The 19,117-nt window shown below is 63.1% G+C and carries 16 protein-coding genes; 12 read left to right on the forward strand and 4 right to left on the reverse strand.

The window, feature by feature from the left end; all coding sequences use genetic code 11:
* The first annotated feature begins 91 nt into the window (after positions 1 to 91).
* The gene (locus tag ACSQ3I_RS06610) at positions 92 to 961 is read left to right on the forward strand and encodes an alpha/beta fold hydrolase (RefSeq protein WP_435997188.1); all 870 of its coding nucleotides are present in this window, start codon (positions 92 to 94) and stop codon (positions 959 to 961) included.
* Between the two features lie 22 nt (positions 962 to 983).
* On the opposite strand, the gene ACSQ3I_RS06615 is transcribed toward ACSQ3I_RS06610, so the two are convergent.
* On the reverse strand, positions 984 to 1,775 hold the full coding sequence (locus ACSQ3I_RS06615) for an IclR family transcriptional regulator (protein WP_435997190.1): 792 nt from the start codon (positions 1,773 to 1,775) through the stop codon (positions 984 to 986).
* 348 nt (positions 1,776 to 2,123) lie between these two features.
* Positions 2,124 to 3,194 carry a LacI family DNA-binding transcriptional regulator gene (locus tag ACSQ3I_RS06620; protein WP_435997192.1) on the reverse strand — a complete coding sequence of 357 codons (1,071 nt, stop codon included), beginning with the start codon at positions 3,192 to 3,194 and terminating at the stop codon, positions 2,124 to 2,126.
* A gap of 175 nt (positions 3,195 to 3,369) precedes the next feature.
* Between ACSQ3I_RS06620 and ACSQ3I_RS06625 the strand changes: the two genes are divergently transcribed.
* The 4 genes from ACSQ3I_RS06625 to ACSQ3I_RS06640 all read left to right on the forward strand — a co-directional run bounded on the left by ACSQ3I_RS06625 (position 3,370) and on the right by ACSQ3I_RS06640 (position 7,967).
* Entirely contained in the window at positions 3,370 to 4,350 is a 981-nt protein-coding gene (locus ACSQ3I_RS06625; RefSeq protein WP_435997194.1) for an ABC transporter substrate-binding protein, read from the forward strand.
* Between the two features lie 119 nt (positions 4,351 to 4,469).
* On the forward strand, positions 4,470 to 5,960 hold the full coding sequence (locus ACSQ3I_RS06630) for a sugar ABC transporter ATP-binding protein (RefSeq protein WP_435997196.1): 1,491 nt from the start codon (positions 4,470 to 4,472) through the stop codon (positions 5,958 to 5,960).
* Between the two features lies 1 nt (position 5,961).
* The gene (locus ACSQ3I_RS06635; protein ID WP_435997197.1) at positions 5,962 to 6,972 is read left to right on the forward strand and encodes an ABC transporter permease; all 1,011 of its coding nucleotides are present in this window, start codon (positions 5,962 to 5,964) and stop codon (positions 6,970 to 6,972) included.
* A gap of 11 nt (positions 6,973 to 6,983) precedes the next feature.
* The gene (locus ACSQ3I_RS06640) at positions 6,984 to 7,967 is read left to right on the forward strand and encodes an ABC transporter permease (protein WP_435997199.1); all 984 of its coding nucleotides are present in this window, start codon (positions 6,984 to 6,986) and stop codon (positions 7,965 to 7,967) included.
* Positions 7,968 to 8,020: 53 nt separating this feature from the next.
* Here the strand turns inward: ACSQ3I_RS06640 and ACSQ3I_RS06645 are convergent, their stop codons facing one another.
* Positions 8,021 to 8,947 (reverse strand): SRPBCC family protein, encoded by a 927-nt coding sequence (locus ACSQ3I_RS06645; protein WP_435997200.1) that lies wholly within the window; start codon positions 8,945 to 8,947, stop codon positions 8,021 to 8,023.
* Positions 8,944 to 9,285, reverse strand: a complete 342-nt coding sequence (locus ACSQ3I_RS06650) for an ArsR/SmtB family transcription factor (RefSeq protein WP_435997202.1) — start codon at positions 9,283 to 9,285, stop codon at positions 8,944 to 8,946. Before ACSQ3I_RS06650 ends, ACSQ3I_RS06645 begins: the two co-directional genes overlap by 4 nt.
* 262 nt (positions 9,286 to 9,547) lie before the next feature.
* Between ACSQ3I_RS06650 and ACSQ3I_RS06655 the strand changes: the two genes are divergently transcribed.
* From ACSQ3I_RS06655 to ACSQ3I_RS06685, 7 genes are all read left to right on the forward strand, one after another.
* Positions 9,548 to 12,184 carry a carbohydrate-binding protein gene (locus tag ACSQ3I_RS06655; RefSeq protein ID WP_435997204.1) on the forward strand — a complete coding sequence of 879 codons (2,637 nt, stop codon included), beginning with the start codon at positions 9,548 to 9,550 and terminating at the stop codon, positions 12,182 to 12,184.
* Between the two features lie 8 nt (positions 12,185 to 12,192).
* Positions 12,193 to 14,439, forward strand: coding sequence for an MGH1-like glycoside hydrolase domain-containing protein (locus tag ACSQ3I_RS06660; RefSeq protein ID WP_435997206.1), 2,247 nt, complete (start codon positions 12,193 to 12,195; stop codon positions 14,437 to 14,439).
* A 186-nt stretch (positions 14,440 to 14,625) separates the two neighbouring features.
* Positions 14,626 to 15,702 (forward strand): ABC transporter substrate-binding protein, encoded by a 1,077-nt coding sequence (locus ACSQ3I_RS06665; RefSeq protein ID WP_435997208.1) that lies wholly within the window; start codon positions 14,626 to 14,628, stop codon positions 15,700 to 15,702.
* Positions 15,703 to 15,787: 85 nt separating this feature from the next.
* Positions 15,788 to 16,609 (forward strand): ABC transporter permease, encoded by an 822-nt coding sequence (locus ACSQ3I_RS06670; RefSeq protein ID WP_435997573.1) that lies wholly within the window; start codon positions 15,788 to 15,790, stop codon positions 16,607 to 16,609.
* Positions 16,606 to 17,385: an ABC transporter permease gene (locus ACSQ3I_RS06675; RefSeq protein WP_435997210.1), complete on the forward strand. Its 780-nt coding sequence runs from the start codon at positions 16,606 to 16,608 to the stop codon at positions 17,383 to 17,385. The genes ACSQ3I_RS06670 and ACSQ3I_RS06675 overlap by 4 nt, the downstream gene beginning before the upstream one ends.
* Positions 17,372 to 18,436, forward strand: coding sequence for an ABC transporter ATP-binding protein (locus ACSQ3I_RS06680; RefSeq protein ID WP_435997212.1), 1,065 nt, complete (start codon positions 17,372 to 17,374; stop codon positions 18,434 to 18,436). The genes ACSQ3I_RS06675 and ACSQ3I_RS06680 overlap by 14 nt, the downstream gene beginning before the upstream one ends.
* Positions 18,433 to 19,029, forward strand: coding sequence for a cysteine hydrolase (locus tag ACSQ3I_RS06685; RefSeq protein ID WP_435997214.1), 597 nt, complete (start codon positions 18,433 to 18,435; stop codon positions 19,027 to 19,029). The genes ACSQ3I_RS06680 and ACSQ3I_RS06685 overlap by 4 nt, the downstream gene beginning before the upstream one ends.
* Positions 19,030 to 19,117 lie beyond the last annotated feature (88 nt).

The raw sequence follows: 19,117 nt of genomic DNA on the forward strand, positions 1-19,117 counted from the left end.
CCAGTGGGATCGTTCTCATCGGGGTCGGGCATGCGGAAGAGGAGCCGCCGGTCCGGCAGGGCAATGACGGAAAACGTGGGGAGGTACTGTCGTGCTGGACTTCAATGGGAGGCAAGTCGGTTCGATGCCGGGGGAACGGTCGTCGGCACCAAGCAGCCAGATGATCGAAACCGCGGCAGGACTGTTGGAGGTCGTGTCTTTCGGGCGGGAGAACGGCGCGCCGCTGGTTCTCGTCAGCCATGGCATGGGAAGTTGGGAATCGCTCCTGGAGATTGGCCAGCATGTGCTCGCGAACGATCCCGGACGAAAGATCATCGCCTGGTCGCGCCCGGGGCGCGGCAGGAGCCCGGCGGCCGGCAACATCGAGAACATCGATCCGTTGATCCATGAGGCAGGGATCGTCCTGCCGGCATTGTTGTCGGCGCTCGGCATAACCACGGCCGATTTTCTCGGGCATAGCGACGGTGCGACCGTGGCGCTGATTTTCGCCGCCCTGTTTCCCGAACGCGCCGGTCGCATTGCCGCGATTGCGCCTTACGCTTTTGCCGACACCCATTTCGACGCCGCCACGGCGGAGTTGCCGGCCACCGAGCGTGAAAGCGGCCTCAGCGATCGGCTGGGCGCGCATCACGACAATCCGCAGGCACTATATCTCGCCTGGACCGATCATCGCCGCACGCATGCCATGCAGCGTTGGTCGGCGCTCGATCTCTTCGAAGGCGTTGCCGCGCCACTGTTGCTGATCCAGGGCATGGATGACGAATTTGCCAGCCCCATGCAGTTGAGCGCCATCGCGGGCGTCGTTTCCGGCCCGGTGAAATGGGTCATGTTGCATGGCGAGGGGCACTTTCCCCAGCATGACAATCCTGAACAGATCTTTCGGCTGGTGGAAGCCCATATCGATCCGGTCCAATCGGCGGCACCGCGACATGCCACCCACCGCACGGCTGCGGTCGCCTGATCTGCGAGAGGCAGCTCGCGGCTCAGCCGCGACGGCTGTCCAGATCGGCACCCATGCGCCGGGACAGGCTTTGCGTGATGTCGAGCAGCACCTGCGCCAACTCTTCACGGACCTTGCCGCTGAACAGTTCGGCCGGCACGCTGATCATGACCGCCGCCAGCGGCCGGTTCAGGGAATTGAGCACCGCCGCGCCCAGGTTGGTAATCCCGGCCTGACACTGCTCTTCCTCGATCGCATAATCATGTTTGCGAACGTCCGCGAGCCTCGCGAGAAGTTCGTTCAGATTGCCGGCGGACCGTTCCGTAAGAGGCTTGGGATAACCATCGGCGAACAGCCTTCGGACTTCGTAGTCGGATGCATGCGCCAGCACGGCCTGGCCGGCAGCAACGAAGGGTGCGGGAAGACGCAGCCCCGGCCGGACCGGAAATCGATGACCACCCGCCGACTGGCGCGCCGCGATGAAAACGACCTCGCCCTTTTCCGGAATTCCGAGCGAAACGACGGCCTCGTGCGGTATGTCGCGCTGATCCCAAAGGGCCGCAAACTCCGCCGCGACGTCCGTCTGGCGGTCAAAGGCATTCGACCATCTCAAGAGATGCGGACCGAGAAGATAGGTCTGGTCCGGGCGGCGGATCAGAAGCCCCAGTTGGACGAGCGTCGAGCACAGGTTGTGGACCGTGCTTTTTGGCAAGGCGGTTTCGCGTGCCAGTTCCGATACGGTCAGGTAGCGCTTTGCCGTGGCGATGATGTCGAGAATGCCAGCCGCCCGTTCGACCGCCGGGACGAGTTTCTGCTGGTTCTGTTCCTGCTCCATCACTCCGCCATTCCCACACTGTGATCCGCATGTTTAAGCAGCGGCCTACTTTGACCTGACGTGTTAGCAAACGTCAAAATACGCGTCTGCCCAGTCCGTTCCCGAAATGGGAAAAAATTCGTACCGGACACGCAAAAAGGCACCGGATCGCTCTCCTGATCACGATTCGGGCCTGTGCTGCGAAGAAATTTGCATGAAATCTTCATGAAAGCTGGGCATTACATCGAAGCTCAGTGGCTGGCAAGCGCTCGCGGCAGCCGGCCGTTTCCCAATCGACACTGCTTGTCCGGCAAGAACAATCGAACTCCCATGACCGGATCACCGATCCGGACCGCTGGCGCGGGATCGTCAGCGGTCCCATGCGCCCGTGGTTTCCCGCACCACCAGCGGACCGTCGACCTTGATGGTCATCGGGCGGATCTGTTTGCCGTGGATTGCCATGTCGATGAGGAGCCCCGCGGCCGTCTGGCCCATTTCGTAGTTGGGCAGGACAAGCGTCGAGAGCGGCGGATGCGTGTAGCGCGCCAACTCCTGGTCGTCGTAGCCCATGACGGAGACATCCTGCGGCACGCGCAGTCCCTTTTCCTGCGCCGCTTCCATGACACCGATCGCCATCAGGTCGTTGCCGCAAAAGATTGCCGTCGGGCGGTTGTCCATGGACAGCAGTTCGATACCCGCCTCATAACCGCGTAACGGCAACCAGTCGCCATCCCGCACCAGGCTTTCGTCGAAGGCGATGTCCGCCGTGGCAAGCGCCTGTTTATAGCCCTTCAGGCGATCCATCGCAGCATCCATCCACGGCTCGCCGTTGATGAAACCGATGCGCTTGTGCCCCAGCGCCGTCAGATGCGCCGTTGCCGCAAAGCCGCCCGCCACCTCGCCGGGCACGATCGCCACATGCTGGCGCGGTTCGCAATAACAATTGAGAAGAACGGTCGGGATGGATTTCAGTGCTGGCGGAACAGAGACCTTGCGCGTAAAGATAGTCGCGTAAATAACCCCGGCAATCGAGGGATCGCGTAGCACCGAGCGCAGCACGGCCTGCTCGAGATCCGGGTTCGACCGCGTGGCGTGGGCGGAAACCAGAAGCCCCTGCTCGAAAGCATAGTCACGGATGCCGTCAAGACTGACGACCGGATGGGGGCTGGTGGAGATCTCGTCGACGATGAAGGCGATGGTATCCTTCTCCACCACCGGTGTCGCGGCAACAGTGCCGCGCGTGGCCGGCAGTCTATAACCTATTTTATGAGCAGCCTCGCGCACCTTCTGCTGCGTCTCCGGCGAGATGCGCGAGCCGGACATCTCGTTGAGTACGAGCGAAACGCTGGACTGGGAAACACCGGCGATGCGCGCGATATCCGTCATGGTCGGGCGTCCGCTGCCTTGCTTGTCCGTATTGCGCCCGTTTGCCTTGGCCATGCGTCGTTCCTCGCCCCTCGCCGTGCTTTGCACTGCACACAGATTTTTTGCAAGTGCTCATAATTTTGGCTCTTGACTGCTAATATTATTAGCGCAAGATTTGCACATGTGAAGCGCGAATTTGCTCACGTCCGGCAGAGGAGCGCCGGCAACAACCTGGGAGGAGAAACCGCCTATGACATCCATTTCCCGTCGCACCTTCATGCTTGCAGCAACAGCCGTTGGCGCGCTTGCCGTCGCCGGTGTCGCTATCGCCGAAGTGCCGAAGCTGGCACAGAAGGACACCTACAAGGTCGGCTTCGCGCAGACCGAATCCAACAATCCCTGGCGCATTGCCCAGACCAACAGCATGAAGGCCGAGGCTGAAAAGCTTGGCTTCCAGCTGGTCTATACGGATGCTGCCGGCTCGGCCGCCAAGCAGGTCGCCGACGTCAACTCGATGATCGCCCAAGGCGTCGACGTCATCTTCCTGGCGCCGCGCGAAGAAAAGCCGCTGATCCCGGCCGTCATGGCCGCGAAGAAGGCCGGCATTCCGGTCATCCTGCTCGACCGTTCGGTCGATCCGTCTCTCGCCAAGGCCGGCGAAGACTACCTGACCTTCATCGGCTCGAACTTCATCGAGGAAGGCAAGCGCGTCGCCGAATGGCTGGCCAAGAATGCCAACGGCAAGTCCAAGATCATCGAGCTGGAAGGCACGACCGGTTCCTCACCCGCCAACGACCGCAAGAAGGGTTTTGACGAGGCGATCCAGGCGGCCGGCGGTTTCGAGATTGTCGCCTCGCAGACCGGTGACTTCGCCCGCGACAAGGGCCGCCAGGTTGCGGAAGCCCTGCTACAGGCGCATCCGGATGCCGACATCATCTATGCCCACAACGATGAAATGGCGATCGGTGCCATCGCGGCGCTGGAAGCCGCCGGCAAGGTGCCGGGCAAGGACGTCCTCGTTCTCTCCATCGACGGCGGCAAGGAAGCCGTCCAGCTCGTCGTTGACGGCAAGATCGCGGCGGTCGTCGAGTGCAATCCGCGCTTCGGGCCGAAGGCGTTCGAAACGATGCTGCGTTATGCCAAGGGCGAGACAATCGAGCCGGCCCTCGTGAACGAAGACAAATTCTACGACGCCTCCAACGCGGCCGCTGAACTCGCCAACGCCTACTAATCGAAACTCCCAAGCCTTTTGCGGCCGGGGCGGCATCACCGTCTCGGCCGCTTTTTCGGGCGACCTCGGGCCAGTTCGGGTGTAGGCTCGTCATGCGGGTGGGATAGAGGAGAACCCCGATGCTTCTTTCCATGCAGGGCATTTCCAAGGCGTTTGCCGGCGTCGTGGCGCTCAAGTCCGCCTCGCTTGAGGTGGAGCCTGCCGAAATCATGGCGCTTGTCGGCCAGAACGGCGCCGGCAAATCCACGCTTATCAAGATTCTCACCGGCGTTTATCGCCGCGACGAGGGCAGCATCAGCTTCAATGGCAGGGATATCGACTTCACCATGCCGGCAGAAGCGCAAGGCGCCGGCATCGCGACCATCTACCAGGAAATCAACCTCGCCCCGCAGCGCTCGGTGGCCGAGAACATCTATCTCTCCCGCGAGCCGAAACGTTTTGGGCTGATCGACCACGCCGCCATGCGCCGCGGCGCCGAGGCCGTGCTGAAAACCTTCAATCTTTCCATCGACGTCGACCGTCCCGTCGCACATTTCGACGCCGCGACCCGCCAGATGGTGGCGATCGCCCGCGCCGTCACGCAGAATGCCCGCCTCGTCATCATGGACGAGCCGACCTCCTCGCTGGACGAGCGCGAGGTCGCCGTGCTGTTCGAGACGATCCGCACGCTGAAGCGCTCCGGCGTCGCCGTCATCTTCATCGGCCACCGGCTGGATGAACTTTATGCCATCTGCGACCGCGTGACGATCATGCGCGACGGCCAGACCGTTGCTAAAAGCCCGATGGCCGACATGCCCAAGATGGCGCTGGTGCGCCATATGCTCGGCAAGGAACTCGCCGCCTTCCAGGCGATGGCGCCCGATCAGGACGTGCCCGAACGCCCTGTCCGCCTTGCCGTCGAAAACGCCGGCGCCGGGGTACGGGTGCGCGATGTCAGCCTGACCGTGCGAGAGGGCGAGATATCAGGCCTTGCCGGCCTGCTCGGCTCCGGCCGCACGGAGACGGCGCGGCTGATCTTCGGCGCCGACAGGCTGCAACGGGGCACAATCCGCATGGACGGCGGCGACCGTGCTTACCGTGAGCCGGCGGATGCGATTGCCGATGGCATCGGCCTCGTTTCCGAGGATCGCAAGATCGACGGCATCGTGCCCGACATGAGCATCCGCGAAAACATGACGCTGGCACTACTGCCCAAGCTGAAAAAGGCCGGCATCGTCGATCGCGCCAGGCAGGACGAGATCGTCACGCGCTACATCCGGGCGCTCGGCGTCAAATGCGCTTCGCCGGACCAGCCGATCAAGGAACTCTCGGGCGGCAACCAGCAGAAGGTACTGCTCGCCCGCTGGCTTGCCACCGATCCGCGCCTCCTCATTATCGACGAGCCGACTCGCGGCATCGATATCGGCGCGAAATCGGAAATCCTCAAGCTTTTGCGCAATCTTGCCGACGAAGGGCTGAGCGTCCTGATGATTTCTTCCGAACTGGAAGAGCTTCTCGCCGCCGCCGACCGCGTCACCGTGCTGAGCGATGGCACCTCGGTGGCGACGCTGCCGCGCAAGGATCTCAGCGAGGCGGCGCTGCTTTCCGCCATGGCCCATCAGGTAGAATGACATGACGACAATCGAGACCCCTGCCCCGCAGCCGTCAGGCACGCTCTCCTCCGGCAGCCGACTGTTCACCCTGGCAAGCCGCTACGGCACCTTTGTCGCCTTCCTGGCGTTGATCATCTTCAACATCGCGGTGACGCCGAACTTTCTGTCCTGGCAGACACTCAACGTGAACCTGACACAGGTCGCCACCATCGTCATCGTCGCCACCGGCATGACGCTGGTCATCGCCACCGGCGGCATCGACCTTTCGGTCGGTTCGCTGATGGCCATCGCCGGCGCGCTGGCGCCGATGATCTTCATGGGCCAGTTCTGGCAGGTGGATAACATGGCGGTCGCCGTGGTTCTTGCCTTCCTGATCCCGGTCGTGGTGGCCGCCGTGTTCGGGCTGTTCAACGGGCTGCTCGTCACCCGCTTCTCCATCCAGCCGATCATCGCAACGCTGGTGCTCTTCATCGCCGGCCGCGGCATCGCGCAGGTCATGACCAACGGCAACCTGCAGGTTTTCAAGAACGAAGGTTTCCAGTTTATCGCCATGGGCCGCATCGCCGGCATCCCGGCGCAGGTCGTGCTGATGATCGTCATCGTCGTGCTCGCCTCGGCGATGATCCGCTACACCGTCGTCGGCCGCCAGATCATCGCCGTCGGCGGCAACGAGAGGGCGGCGCGGCTGACCGGCATCCCCGTCAAGCGCGTCAAGTTGTTCGTCTACATGATCAGCGGGGCGCTCGCAGGTTTTGCCGGGCTTATCGTGGTGGCGCGCAATTCCGCAAGCGATGCCAATCTCGTCGGCCTCGGCATGGAACTGGACGCCATTGCCGCCGTCGCCGTCGGCGGAACACTCCTGACCGGCGGACGGGCCAACATCATCGGCACCGTGCTCGGCGCTTTCGTCATCCAACTGGTGCGTTATACACTGCTCGCCAACGGCGTTCCGGATGCCGCGGCCCTGATCGTCAAGGCGGGGCTGATCGTGCTCGCCGTCTTCATCCAGCAACGCGCCGACAGCCACTGAGGAGAAAACCCATGCATGCCCTCCTCCGCCCATTCGCCATCAAATCGTCAGGCGATATCGCCCGCGTCGGCGTCATCCTCGCGCTTGCCGGCCTCATCCTGTTCGGTGCATTGCGCTACGACAACTTCCTGTCGCCGTTCAACATCCTGAGCTTCCTGCGCTACAATTCCATGTTCGCGCTGATCGCGCTCGGCATGGCAATCGTCATCATCACCGGCGGCATCGACCTGTCGGTCGGCGGCACGGCGGCAATGGCCAGCGTGGTCGCCGCCCTTCTCTCGCCGTATCACTGGGCAGCCGGACTTTTCGGCGGCATGGCGGCGGGCATGGCGGTTGGCGCACTGAATGGCTTCATCATCACCCAGATGCGCATCCAGCCGTTCATCGCGACGCTCGCGACCATGCTGGCGGCCTATGGCACCGGGCTGCTGCTGGCCAATAACCAATCGGTCTCCGTTTCGTACGACACCGGCTTCACCATCATCGGCCAGGACGATTTCCTCGGCTTTCCCATTCCCGCCTGGATCGCGCTTGGCGCCTATATCCTCGGCTGGCTGGTGCTGGAAAAGCTCCCTATCGGCCGCCATATCCTGGCGATCGGCGATGGCGAGGCAACGGCCGGGCTGATGGGCCTCAAGGTCGAGCGCACGCTTGCCGCCGTTTATCTGGCATCCGGCATGCTGGCCGGCCTTGCCGGCGTCATCCTTGCTTCGCAGTTCGGCGCCGGCCAGCCGACGGAAGGCGTGGGCTGGGAACTTTTCGCCATCGCTTCGGTGGTGGTGGGCGGCACGCTGCTGACGGGCGGCTCCGGCTCGGTCGGCGCCACGCTTGCCGGTGCCCTGCTGCTCGCCATGGTCTTCAATATCCTGAACTTCGAAAACGGCCTCGGCTGGATCTCGCTGTCGGCCTACTGGCAATCCGTCATCCGCGGCGCCTTCCTGCTTGTCGTCGTGGTTCTGCAGGCCAAGCTGATGGCGCGGCACAGGAATCCCTGAAATGAACGACAACAGGTGAGCGATCCGTCGGCCGCCCACCTGTTGACGGCAGTTCAACGAGACAGGATGAAGCGTTCGAGTTTGCCCAGAGTTTGCTGCCCCAGTTCCACGGCGCCAAAACCCTTCGCGTCCTGAAATTCCGCGGCCGTGCTGAACACCATGCCCAGCGTCACCTTCGTCGCCCCATCGCGGTCTTCGAACGAGGCCCAGGCATCGGCGTGTTTCGGGCCATTCTCACCCCAATGAAGCGTGTAGCCTATTCTTTCTTCGGCCCGAACCTCGCCATAACGGTGGTGGTTGGGGAAAACGGTGCCATCCGGCGCAATCATATCGAAGACCCATTCGCCGCCGGCTCGCAGATCGATCCGTGTCGTCCGGCAGGAAAAGCCGTCCGGACCCCACCATAAGGGCAGGGTCTCGGCGTTCATCCAGGCACCCCAAACCAGCGCTCTCGGTGCCTGTATCACGCGCTCCAGCAGCATGGTTCGCTCGCCGACGTCAGCGAGATTGTCCAGCCCGGCGCCAAACCCCCGCTGGTAACCCTCCTCCATGTTCTCGGCCAGAGAGGACAACTGCACCGTCACCGCTAGGCGGCTGCGTTCGCCGGCGCCGGAAAAATCCGCCGTCACCAGTGCTGCCGATTGTGTCACGCCGGAGGACGAAACCATCTCGTAATTGACGCTGCGTCGCGCCGGCTGCATTTCCAGCCAGCCGACCTCGCAGCGGATGTCCGGCTGACCGTCCACCTTGCAGAGCGAGACCTCCCGTCCACCCACGCGGCTGTCCGCCTCCAGGAACTCCACAGTGACCGCAGGCGCGGGCGAAGCCCAGACCATCCGCGCGGCCGGGGCCGTCCAGACCTGCCACAGCACCGATAGGGGTGCCGCCACCTCCCGCTCGAAGCTCAATGTCGCAAAACGATCCTTGCCGTCATCTCTTGCCGTGCGGGCAACGCCCGCCGAATCCGGGTTGCTTGTCATTCCTTGCGCTCCTTCATCACATTCATCACAAATGCATCCAACCGATCGAGCCGGGCTTCCCAGATCGCCCGCTGTTCATCCAGCCATGTCCGCACCGGGCCGAGGGCTTCCGGCACGATGGCACAGGTGCGGATCCGCCCGTCCTTGGAGGTGGAGATCAACCCTGCCTCCTCCAGCACGGCAAGATGCCGCATCACCGTCGGCAAACGCAGCCCCGTGGGTTCCGCCAAATCCGTGACCCGCGCAGGTTCCTTCGCCAGCCGCGTCAGGATCGACCGGCGGGTGGGGTCAGCCAGGGCGTGGAAGAGCAACGAGAGATCAGGATCATGCTTAGTCATATAGCTAACTATCGCGACCACGCCCACGGCGCAAGCGAAAACTTCGCCAAATTGCTAACTATTGCACCATGCGGATAAACGCCCCATTCGACACTCGGCAGGACGGGCCGAGGACGAATGAACCGCAGCCGCTCGCCGTACAATCTCAAAAAATAATTTGTGTACGAATTATTTTCGTGCCTAGCATGGCTGCCGACATTGGGCGATCCTTGTGCTCGGCCAATGACATCGGGCTATGTTTGCGGGAGGCGGGATGAGTAAAATGTCGACAGATGCGTCAGCGTCCTTTCTCGCGCCGCCGGCCAGCCATCGCATGGCCGCTTACTGGTTCTGGTCGAGCCTGCCGAGCGATGCGGAAATCGAAAGCCAGTTGCGCGATTTCGCCGACAAGGGTTTTGGCACGATCCTCATCCAGGCGCGGCTCTCGCTGCCGCGACCTGTTTATCTCTCGGACGCCTTTCTGGAGCGCTATCACCGCGCAGTAGAGGAAATGGAACGCCTCGGCCTCGTCGCCGGGCTTTACGACGATTACAACTGGACGAGCGGACAGGCGGGCGGGCGCACCGTCGAAGGCGCTCCGCATCTTCGCGAACGTCACCTGTTCTGGGCAACCGTCGAGACGCCGGAGGGCGAGATCGACGGTATCGAGGCCCCGTTCGCAACCGGCATGGGGAGCGATATCGCCGGCTGGATCTATGACGGCGGCCGGCCAGTCTTCGATGAGTGGGAATTGGTGGCTGCACTTGTCCATCCTACGTCTCCCAGCGATCCGGCCGATCTTCGCGACGTCGCCGGGCAAATACGACTGGCGCCGAAGGAAGGTAGTTGCGGCTTCGTGTTCGACGGCACACTGGCGCAAAACGAGAGACTGACGGTTTTCCTTGCTGCCCGCTGCAAAACCTCCCGCCTGATCAACTACCTCCTGCCCGAAGCGGGAAAGCGCTTTGTCGAGGTCGGTCTCGAACCCTTTGCGCAGGCGCTCGGCCGCCATATGGGCAAGACGCTCGCCTTCCTGTTCTACGACCAGCCTGCACCGCAATTCTATCGCTGGCGGCAACGCAGCGGAGCGCTCGGCAACAGCCCGCTTTATGCACCGCTATTGAAGACGGCCATCGAAGCGGCAGGCGATACCCCCTTCGCCACCGTTCTCTTCGCCCTTGTCCACGATCTCGGCGCGGCGACCGCCAGCCTTCGCCTGCGCTTCTACGGGACATACGGGCGGCTGATGGCGGAAGGTTTTTTCCTGCCGGTTCGTGATTTCTGTCGTCGCCACAGCCTGCGCTTCACCGGCCACGAAATATTGCCGCACATCGGCAGTTTTGCACTGAATGGCGGCTTCTCCTCCATCGATCCGCGGGTCGCCCCGGCCGTCGACTTCTTCGGCATCGACGCATTGCGTGACGAAACGGCGATAGACGTCAACAATTTCGATGCGCAACTGTCGCCCAAGCTCGGCGATTCCGTCGCTCGCGCCCATGGCCGCTCCCGCACCATGGCGGAAATCTATACGACGGCGACCCGCACCGAGCGGCGTGGCGCAGGCCAGTGGGAATTGACGCCAGCGATCTTGCGCGCCCAGGCGATCCGCCTTCACATGGCCGGCGTACGCCAGATCATCCTGCACGCGCTGAACCAAAGCGATGGCACGGATGACGATACGCGCCTATTCGTCAATCCCCGCTTCGATTTCGCCCCCGGCTTCAATTTTGAACCCTGGTGGCGCCATCACGGCGATCTTGCCGCCGAGACTGCCCGGCTGTCTGCCTTTATCGAGGACGCTGTGCCGGAAACGCCGGTCGCCATCTTCTATCCGCTGGCTACGGCCTATGTGGAAGGCCCGCGCCATGCACACGCGGCTCATTTCGGCGCCTGGTGCGAAGGCCTGTCGGCCTTGTCGATCGGCCATATGATTCTCGACGAGGACAATCTCTCGACGGCGACCGTGTCCAGCGGCAGGCTGGAAGCGAACGGATTGGTTTTTCACGCGCTGGTTCTGCCGGCGGCAACCCATATCCGCGATCCGCAAGCGCTGGCGACCATAACCGCCTTCGCGGCATCCGGTGGAGCGATCTGGATTTCCGGCCCTGCGCCGGCGGCATGCAGTGACGAATTGCTGGCTGTTTCCTCCCGGTGGGCGCAACCGCCCGAGTGTGAAACGCTCCGCGATCTCGTTGCCGGGCTACAAATGCGGGCGCCGGCGATCGAGGCAGGTGACGCCATCCTGCGCTTTGTCGGCCACGACCATAATGGAGCCTGGCGCATCGTTCTTTTCAATGAAAGTGCTGCGGAAGCTGATGCGTATATCGCCGTCGATGGCGACTATGAAATCTGGGAGACCGCGACCGGCGCCGTCTTGCCGCGTCGCCAGGCCGGACGGCTTACCCTGCAGCTCGCAGCACACGACCTTCTCTGCCTGAGCGTGGCTTCCAGACCCGGTGACTTTGCCGACGTCGACCTGATTGCGACGGACGACATTCTCGAGGTTCTGCCGCTTGGCGACGGCTGGTCGTTCCGCACAGAAGCAAGTGGCAGCGCTGTGCCGATTTCAGTCGATATGGGGTGGCAGGCGCAGGGTTTTCCGGCCTTTTCCGGAACGGGCGAATATGAATGTCGCTTTGTCCTGCCACAGGCGGGCAGTGCTCGGCTCGATCTGCCGGGCGTCAGCGTCGCCGTCGAAGCGGATATCGATGGACGGCCTTGCGGTGCGCGGGCGCGTCCGCCGTTCCGGCTCGATCTGGGCCTGCTTTCAGCCGGCGAGCATGCCTTGCGGCTGCGGGTCAGCAACACCGCTGCTAATCGATATTATGCGGGAACACCCTTTGCCGGTGAACCCTGGCCGGACGAAAGCGGCTTGACGGCACCGCCGCAACTGATCTTGTTACGCTCGCGAAAGACCTGAGGAAAACCATGCGTGGACATTCAACCATCCCCCTGTCGAGCGCCTGGAACAGTTGGTCCACGCGACCGGCAGAACTCGTCTACCGGCCCCTGGGTTTCAAGGTAACGCCCGTCCTCTATTCCAGCCGCCTGCGCCGCGCGGGCCTGATCGAGCCGCGCAAGGACACGGTGCGTTTCGGCCGACATTCCATCGGCAACCGTTTGATCGAGCTGGAAGCCGAGCTTGCCGGCACGAAGATTTCGTTCAGCGCCGGCGCGGTCGATCCTTTCGTCATGCGCGGCAGCTGGTCGGCCTCGGCGTTCGGCGAATGGGGCACGCGTTTCTGGCTGACACTTGCCGTCTCGGCCGAAAGCGGCGAAATCGTTCGTTACGACCATGAGGCCGGCGTGGCGTTGATCGAGATCGACCGGCGGTTCCTGGCGGTGGCAAGCGCGGACGCGCCGATCCAGGTGACCGCCCATGAGACAATCGAGGCGCTCTGCACCGATTTCGAGACGAACGGTTATTTTTACACGGCAACGCGCGGAGAGGCGGCGCCGGTGCTGGCCCTGCGCTTCAACATGGAAATGATGCGCTCCGGCGCGTATGGCCTGGCTGTCGCCGATAGCGCGGCACTGGCAATCGAAAAGGCAAAAGGCGCCCTTGCCCAGCAGCCCGACGCGGTCGACCCGCTGCATCGCGGCCGTTTCGACGGCGCACTGGACGCGGTGCGCGATATCGTCGGTTGGAACACGATCTGGGATCCGGTCAACGCCCGCGCCTATACGGCGGTCACCCGCATCTGGAACCTCGGCGATTTCGCCGTCTGGTACAACGACCAGACATTTGCAGCACTTTTGTCCTCCGTCTTCGATATCGATCTCGCCCGCCAGAACATGGCGGTGGCACTGGCCGGCGCGACGCCACAGGGCAATGTCGCCTGTATCGTCACCTCCAACGATGCCTGGGTGGATCGCAGCCAGCCGCCGACCGGCGCGCTGGTTTCATGGCTCTGCTATCTGCGCTCCGGCGAACGATCAGTGCTGGAGGCAAGCTACGAGGCTCTTGCCCGCAACCAGCGCTGGTGGCGCGAAAACCGTGACCCCGATGGGGTGGGCCTGATTTCCTGCGGCACCGGCGATGTCGGCGGCGGCCTCTACAAGGGCACCGTCTTCGGGGCGCGCAACGAGACCGGCATGGACAATTCCGCCACCCATGACGAAGCGATCTACGATCCGAAGACACGCACGCTTTCGACCTTCGACCTCGGCCTGAACTGCGCGCTGGCGACCGATGCGGAAATGCTCGGCAAGATCGCCGCCGTGCTCGGAAAAGCCGCGGATGCGGCAGAATTCTCGGCGCTGGCCGCCCGTAGCCGCGCGCTGATCCGCACCGAACTCTGGGACGAAGAACGCGGCATCTTTGCCAACCGCCAGCGGAGCGGCGGTTTCGTCCGCTCGCTGTCACCGACCTCGTTTTACCCGCTGGTGTGCGGCGCGGCGAGCCCGGAACAGGCAGAGCGGCTGCTCGCCCATCTCGCCGACCCCGCAACCTTCGGCGGCACATTCCCGCTGCCGAATGCCACCCGCGACGATCCGGCCTTCGCAGAAAATGTCTATTGGCGCGGACGCATCTGGCCGAACGTCAATTACATGGTGTGGCTCGGCCTGCGGCGATACGGCTTGATGGCCGAAGCAACGGAACTGGCGCAGCGCAGCTATGATCTCTTCACGAAATCCTGGCGCACCGATCGCATCGCGGCGGAAAACTACAATGCCACGACCGGCGAGGCGATGGACCAGGGCGATACCGACCCATTCTACATCTGGGCCGGACTTCTGCCACTGATGGCTGCGGAGGAAACAGTCGGCTTCGACCCTTGGCGCGGCTGGACGCTGACCAATGACGGGCAAGACCTATCCGCCGGCCCCTTCCTGTCCCCATGCGGACCGGCGCAGGTGGAGGTTGTCGGAGGCATCCTGCAGCTCCTCGCAGGCGAACGTCCATTGCTATCCACGGATCTGCGCGGATCTCTCAGCACCCTAACCTTCGAGTCCGGCCACTTCGGTTGCGTTCTGGATCAGGGCGCGGCAGACGGCGCCATGCTGACGCTGCATCACATCGCTTTCGGCGACGTCATCATGGCCCGCCTGGACGACCGCCCCCTGCCTGCCTTGCCGGCGGAAGGCGGGGTGTCTTTCGATCTGACGGGGGCGGAAAAAGGAGCGAGACTGGCGATCTGGCACCGGCCTGCACTCTCTAAAACACCCGCTTGACAAAGAAAGGACTGCCACCCATAATCGTTTGTATACAAATAAAAATGAGTGACCTTCCCTGACTGATCCGAGCCGTCCCGAGAGGAAAGCGGGGCGTCGCATGTAGCGGGGAAGAGATGGTGGAACGACCGTTTTCGAAACATCCGCCTGGAGCGGCGCAAAACGGTGTCTAAGAGGGAATTCGCTATGAAAATCACACGTCGTCAAACACTTGGACTCCTTGGCGCCGGCGCCTTCGCGGCCACGGCTCCGCTGCCCTTCACGATGCGCCCGGCCCGTGCGGCCACCAAGATCACCGTGCTCAACTGGCAGGGTTACGGCACCGACGAGAAATGGGCGCTCGAAGCCTTCCAGAAATCGACCGGCATCGAGGTCGTACACGACTATTTCAGCTCCGAGCCGGAAATGCTGACCAAGCTGCGCACCAATCCGGGCGCCTATGACGTGGTGCTGATCAACAGCGCCCGCACCCAGCAGGCCGCCAGCGAAGGGCTGATCGAGCCGATCGACTTTTCCAAGGTGGCGAACTCTGCCGGCCTTTCGCCGGAATTGCGTGATCACCCGAACATCAAGTTCGAGGACAAGACCTTCGGCGCGGCCTGGGTCTGGGGCATCACCTCGCTGGCGATTACCGAAGGTTCTGCCAAGCCGGACAGCTACGCTGCGCTCGCCGATCCGGCGCACAAGAACAAGGTGGCCTTGTTCGACGATGCCGTGACCTCGGTCGCCATCGGCGCGCTTCTGACCGGCCAGGACATGAACAATCCGTCCGATCTCGAAGCCGTCAAGGAAAAGCTGAAAGGCTTCAAGGATAACGTCAAGCTGCTCTGGTCGAGCGAAGACCAGTGGAACAAGTCTTTCGCCGCCAAGGAGTTCGACCTGTCCGTCTACTGGTCGGGTGCGGCCGTGCGCTCGAAGCGCAACAGCAACCTGCCGGTGGAATTCGTCGTTCCCAAGGAAGGCGGCATCGGCTGGCTCGACAATCTGTGCATTCCGGTCGGCGCTCCGAATGCCGATGCCGGCCTGGCCTTCATCAACTACATGATCGATCCGGGCTTCTACGTGGAGTGGGCAACCAAGATCGGCGCGCCGGCCTCGGCCAACGCCGCCGCCATGGAAAAACTGCCGGCCGGCGATCTCAACCGCAAGATCCACGACCCGAGCTACCTGAAGACCATGACGATCCAGTCGGCCCTGCCGGACGATCGCCGCGAGGCCTTCAACAACCTCTGGCAGGAAGTCAAAGCCTTCTATGCCGGCTGACGCGATCACTCGTCCCGCAGCTTCGCCGTCCGGCGCGGCTGCGGGACACCGCCTGCCGTCCTGGTTCGCGACGGCGGCCCTGCTCATGCCGACCTATGGTTGGCTGCTGATTGCGGTGTTCCTGCCGCTTTGCACCATGCTCGTCTTCAGCTTCATGAACGCGACGCCCATGGGTCGGGCGCCCATCGTCTTCACGCTGAAGCACTACAAGGCTTTCATCACCCAGCCCTATCTCATCGGCATCGCCTGGGATTCGCTGGTCATCGGTTTCTGGACGACCTTCCTGTGCGCCGTCCTGGGTTTCTTTGCCGCACTCGCGCTGGCGCGGGCGACGATAGGACGAGCGCGCGAGACGCTGCTGATCCTTATCCTGCTGCCCTTCTGGACTAACGGCCTGGCGCGCGTGTTTTCCTGGACCATGGTGCTGCGCGAAGGCGGTTTTCTGGATACGCTCTGGCACGCTTTGCTGCCGGAGGCCGGCTCCATCGGCTTTCTCTACTCGCGGCCGGCCATCGTCCTCGGCCTGGTGCATGGCTACCTGCCCTATATGATCCTCACCTGCTACATCGCGCTGGTCACCATCGACGATTCGATCATCGAGGCGGCGCAAAGCCTTGGCGCCCGCTGGTGGACGATTTTGACGCGCGTGCTCGTGCCGCTCGCCCTGCCGGGGTTGACGACTGGCGCGATCCTGACCTTCGTGCCGGTGATCGGCTCGTTCATGGAGCCGCGCATCCTCGGCGGCCGCGTCGGCGTCACCATGGGCACCGTCATCGAGGACCAGTTCACCCAGGCCTTCAACTGGCCGCTGGGTGCTGCCCTCTCCTTCACGATGCTGGCGGTGATCCTGGCGATCTTCGCGACGTTCTCCGGCGTCCTGCGCCGCAATGCGGGAGGCGTCGCATGAAGTCGCTTGCTCGTTTTTATCTGCTGGCCATCCTTGTCTTTCTCTACCTGCCCATCGTGGTGATGATGGCGATGGGGTTCAACGATTCCGCGCTCTACGAATTGCCGTTTCGATTTACGACACGCTGGTATGTCGCCCTTTCCGACAATGACCAGCTGATTTCCGCCGGCATCAATTCGATCGTCATCGCGCTGATCACGGCGGTTCTCGCGACACTCGCCGGCACCATGGCGGCCGTGGCGCTCGACCGGCGCGCGGTGCGCGGCCGCACGTTGCTGCAACTTCTGCTCCTGCCGCCGATTGCCATTCCGTGGCTGATCACCGGCACGGCCATGCTGGTGTTCTTCTTCTGGACCGGCATCGGCCGTGGCATGCATGCGCTGCTGATCGGCCATGTGGCGCTGGCGATCCCTTATGTCGTCCTGGTGGTCGGCACAGGCCTCAAGACCATCCGCTCCGATCTCGAGGAAGCCGCAGTCAGCCTTGGTTCGACGCCGCTGCATGCCTTCTTCGCCGTGACGCTGCCGCTTCTGACGCCCAGCATTCTCGGCGCGGCCTTGTTCGCCTTTGCAGTGTCGCTCGATCAGTTCGTGATTTCCTATTTCCTGTCGACGCCCGGCTTCGCCACGCTGCCGGTGCAAATCTATTCGGCAATCCGCAAGGGCTTTACGCCGGAGATCAATGCCATCTCCACCATCCTGCTTGTCGGCTCGATGAGCGTCATCGTCGTCTTTGCGATCTTTGCCCGCCCGGGAGGCGCCCGTGACAAACGTTGATATCACTTCCGTCGCCAAGACCTACGGCCAGGTGCCGGTTCTGGCCGACATCACCACGCATTTTGCCGAAGGTTCGTTCACCAGCCTGCTCGGCCCTTCCGGCTCCGGCAAGACGACCCTTCTGCGCATCGTCGCCGGCTTCATCACGCCGGATAGCGGCAAGGTGGCGATCGGCGGCGCCGACGTCACCGCGACGCCCGTCTATGCCCGCAACATCGGCATGGTCTTTCAGTCCTATGCGCTGTTCCCACACATGACGGTGGCGCAGAATGTCGCCTTCGGCCTTGCGCGGCGCGGCATTCGCGGCGCGGAAGCGAAGAAGCTGGTCGACAGGGCGCTGGACATGGTGCGGCTTCCCGGTTTTGGCGACCGCCGTCCGAAACAGCTGTCCGGCGGTCAGCAACAGCGCGTGGCGCTGGCGCGCGCCGTCGTCATCCAGCCGAGCGTGCTGCTGCTCGACGAACCACTGTCGGCGCTCGACCGGCGCTTGCGCCAGGAAATGCAGGTGGAGCTGAAGCGCATCCAGCGCGAAACCGGCCTGACGACGATCTTCGTTACCCACGACCAGGAAGAGGCCCTGGCGCTGTCCGACAAGGTCGCCATCCTCGACCGCGGGCGCATCGTGCAGATCGGCCCGCCGGCGGAGGTCTACGAGCAGCCGAAGACACGCTTTGCTGCCGAATTCCTCGGTGATACCAATTTCTTCAAGGGTGCCGTTTCGAACGGCGCCCTGCAACTCTCCGACGGCACCAGCCTGCGGACGGCCGCGGCCCTGCCCGGCAGCGCCAAGGCGATGGTCGCCGTCCGACCGGAAAAAATGCAGATCGTCGGCGATGGAACGGAGGTGGAGGGCGCTTCGAACCGGATTTCGGCACGCATCGACCACGTCATCTATGCAGGCCCGGCCCTGACCTATGTCCTGACTGCGAAGGATGGGACGCCGCTGAAGATCTTCGCCCAGAACCGGACGGGCACCATCCATCCCGAAGGCAGCGAAGTCACACTTGCCTGGCATCCGGCCAACACCATCCTGATGGAGGATGCCGCGTGAGCAACGTCACCGGAAAGACGCTGCATATCGTCATCGATATGCAGCGTGTGTTCGCCGAAGAAACGGTCTGGCACACCCCCTCGATCCAGGACATCCTGCCAAACGTGCTCGAACTCTGCGCGGCGTTTGAGGGCCGGACCCTGTTTGCCAAGTTCATGCTGCCGGAAACGCCGGCGCATGCGCCGGGCCGCTGGCAGACCTATTACCAACGCTGGTCGATGTTGACGACATCGCAGCTCGATCCGGCCTACCAGGATCTCGTCGGCCCGCTCGCGGCGCTGTCGCAGCCGGAAACGGAAGTCGAAAAATTCACCTATTCAATCTTCAAGGCGCCGGGCTTTACCGAACGCCTGAAAGCGGATGGCGTCGACAAGCTGGTCTTCAGCGGCGTCGAGACCGATGTCTGCGTGCTTGCCAGCGTCTTCGACGCGGTCGATGCAGGCTTCCATGTCGTCGTGGCGTCCGATGCCGTCAGCAGTTCCGACCTGGTGGCGCATCAGGCGGTGCTCGACCACGTCTTGCCGCGCATGCCGGACCAGATCGACCTCGCCACCACGGCGCAGATCGTCGCGGAGCAAGCGCCAGCGGCCTGACGGCGGGTCTGACGCATGCATCTCGGCATGTCTACGCAAGGCCGGCCGGTTCGCGATGGAACTGGCCGAGAACGAGCAGCATTGATTG

This window comes from Rhizobium sp. LjRoot30 (genome assembly GCF_964253915.1).
Taxonomy (GTDB): domain Bacteria; phylum Pseudomonadota; class Alphaproteobacteria; order Rhizobiales; family Rhizobiaceae; genus Metarhizobium.

Bases quoted from the DNA above. Each gene is read 5' to 3' on its own strand.
- ACSQ3I_RS06625 (WP_435997194.1), top strand. From the start codon at position 3,370: ATGACATCCATTTCCCGTCGCACCTTCATGCTTGCAGCAACAGCCGTT.
- ACSQ3I_RS06620 (WP_435997192.1), bottom strand. From the start codon at position 3,194: ATGGCCAAGGCAAACGGGCGCAATACGGACAAGCAAGGCAGCGGACGC.
- ACSQ3I_RS06655 (WP_435997204.1), top strand. From the start codon at position 9,548: ATGTCGACAGATGCGTCAGCGTCCTTTCTCGCGCCGCCGGCCAGCCAT.
- ACSQ3I_RS06640 (WP_435997199.1), top strand. From the start codon at position 6,984: ATGCATGCCCTCCTCCGCCCATTCGCCATCAAATCGTCAGGCGATATC.
- ACSQ3I_RS06635 (WP_435997197.1), top strand. From the start codon at position 5,962: ATGACGACAATCGAGACCCCTGCCCCGCAGCCGTCAGGCACGCTCTCC.
- ACSQ3I_RS06675 (WP_435997210.1), top strand. From the start codon at position 16,606: ATGAAGTCGCTTGCTCGTTTTTATCTGCTGGCCATCCTTGTCTTTCTC.
- ACSQ3I_RS06630 (WP_435997196.1), top strand. From the start codon at position 4,470: ATGCTTCTTTCCATGCAGGGCATTTCCAAGGCGTTTGCCGGCGTCGTG.
- ACSQ3I_RS06615 (WP_435997190.1), bottom strand. From the start codon at position 1,775: ATGGAGCAGGAACAGAACCAGCAGAAACTCGTCCCGGCGGTCGAACGG.
- ACSQ3I_RS06670 (WP_435997573.1), top strand. From the start codon at position 15,788: ATGCCGACCTATGGTTGGCTGCTGATTGCGGTGTTCCTGCCGCTTTGC.
- ACSQ3I_RS06660 (WP_435997206.1), top strand. From the start codon at position 12,193: ATGCGTGGACATTCAACCATCCCCCTGTCGAGCGCCTGGAACAGTTGG.
- ACSQ3I_RS06650 (WP_435997202.1), bottom strand. From the start codon at position 9,285: ATGACTAAGCATGATCCTGATCTCTCGTTGCTCTTCCACGCCCTGGCT.
- ACSQ3I_RS06645 (WP_435997200.1), bottom strand. From the start codon at position 8,947: ATGACAAGCAACCCGGATTCGGCGGGCGTTGCCCGCACGGCAAGAGAT.
- ACSQ3I_RS06665 (WP_435997208.1), top strand. From the start codon at position 14,626: ATGAAAATCACACGTCGTCAAACACTTGGACTCCTTGGCGCCGGCGCC.